General features: G+C 42.2%; 2 protein-coding genes and 1 pseudogene. All 3 read left to right on the forward strand.

Annotated elements, in window-relative coordinates; genetic code table 11:
- Positions 1–105 (forward strand): annotated as a pseudogene (locus HMPREF2637_RS11050) (glutamine ABC transporter substrate-binding protein); the annotation flags it as partial.
- 17 nt (positions 106–122) lie between these two features.
- The gene (locus HMPREF2637_RS03135; protein WP_002886251.1) at positions 123–821 is read left to right on the forward strand and encodes an amino acid ABC transporter permease; all 699 of its coding nucleotides are present in this window, start codon (positions 123–125) and stop codon (positions 819–821) included.
- 11 nt (positions 822–832) lie between these two features.
- Positions 833–1,483 (forward strand): amino acid ABC transporter permease, encoded by a 651-nt coding sequence (locus HMPREF2637_RS03140; protein ID WP_002890834.1) that lies wholly within the window; start codon positions 833–835, stop codon positions 1,481–1,483.
- The last annotated feature ends 2 nt before the right edge of the window (positions 1,484–1,485 follow it).

Raw genomic sequence — 1,485 nt, forward strand, 5'->3', positions numbered from 1 at the left:
ATTGATTATACCAACGATTTGATTGCTAAATGGCAAAAAGATGGTAGCCTTCAAAAACTCTACGATAAGTATCACTTGAAACCAGCTAAGGCTGAAGATAAATAGAAAGGAGTCCTGAATTTATGTATCTTTTAACTGAAACGGCTAGTCCTTTCGCTCTTGAACGTTGGGCTGCTTTCTTCGCTAACTTTGGGCAGTTTGCCAAAGGTTTCTTTTACACTCTTGGTATTTCGATTGGTGCCTTGATTGTAGCTCTTCTTCTTGGGCTTATCTTTGGAGCTATGAGTTCGACTCATAACAAGGTCCTTCGTGGCATTTCACGTGTTTATGTAGAAATCTTCCAGAACACACCCTTGCTTGTGCAATTCGTGGTTGTCTTCTATGGGATTTCAATCTTGACTGATGGTCATGTCATGATCCCAATTTCATTGACGGCTATCCTTTGTGTGGGTGTCTACACAGGAGCCTATATCTCTGAAATTATTCGTACAGGTATCGAGGCAGTTCCTAAAGGTCAAACCGAAGCGGCTTTGTCTCAAGGATTCACCTACGCTGATACCATGCGTATCATCATCTTACCTCAAGCCGTGCGTACTATCTTGCCACCATTGACCAACCAAGTGGTTAACTTGATTAAGAATACTTCTACAGTTGCCATTATTTCTGGGGCTGATATTATGTTCACTGCTAAGGCTTGGGCTTATGATACCACTAACTATGTGCCGGCCTTTGCCGGAGCTGCCTTCCTCTACTTTATCATGTGTTTCCCTCTAGCTACTTGGGCACGTCGTAAAGAAGAAGAGAATAAGAAAGCTTACTAAGGAGGTCCACTATGTCAGAAGTTTTATCAGCTACTAACCTTAAATTCTTGGCACAAGGGATGTGGACGACCCTTTACTTGTCTTTCTTCATCATCGTGCTATCTACCTTGTTCGGAACAATTCTGGCGGTTATGCGTAACGGAAAGAATCCTATCCTTCGTTGGATCGCTTCTATCTACGTTGAGTTCGTCCGTAACGTTCCTAACTTGCTTTGGATTTTCATCATCTTCCTGGTCTTCCAACTCAAGTCAACTGCGGCAGGGATTACCTCTTTCACGGTCTTTACTTCAGCTGCCTTGGCGGAAATCATTCGTGGGGGACTGAACTCTATTGACCATGGCCAAACGGAAGCAGGCTTGTCTCAAGGGTTTAACAACAGACAAATCTTTATTTACATCATCTTCCCACAAGCTATTCGTAAGATGTTACCATCTATCATTTCTCAATTCGTAACGGTTATCAAGGATACTTCTTTCCTTTACTCTGTTATCGCCTTACAGGAATTATTTGGTAAGAGTCAGATTTTGATGGGTGGTTACTACGAACCAAGCCAAATCTTTACCTTATACGGTATTGTGGCTTTAGCTTATTTCGTGGTTAACTTTGCCATCTCTAGCTACTCTCGCTACCTCTCTAAACAATGGGAGCAAGCTAGTGAATAAAA

Origin of the sequence: Streptococcus sp. HMSC065H07, assembly GCF_001837325.1 — a bacterium.
Lineage (GTDB): Bacteria > Bacillota > Bacilli > Lactobacillales > Streptococcaceae > Streptococcus > Streptococcus salivarius_H.

Bases quoted from the DNA above. Each gene is read 5' to 3' on its own strand.
- HMPREF2637_RS03135 (WP_002886251.1), top strand. From the start codon at position 123: ATGTATCTTTTAACTGAAACGGCTAGTCCTTTCGCTCTTGAACGTTGG.
- HMPREF2637_RS03140 (WP_002890834.1), top strand. From the start codon at position 833: ATGTCAGAAGTTTTATCAGCTACTAACCTTAAATTCTTGGCACAAGGG.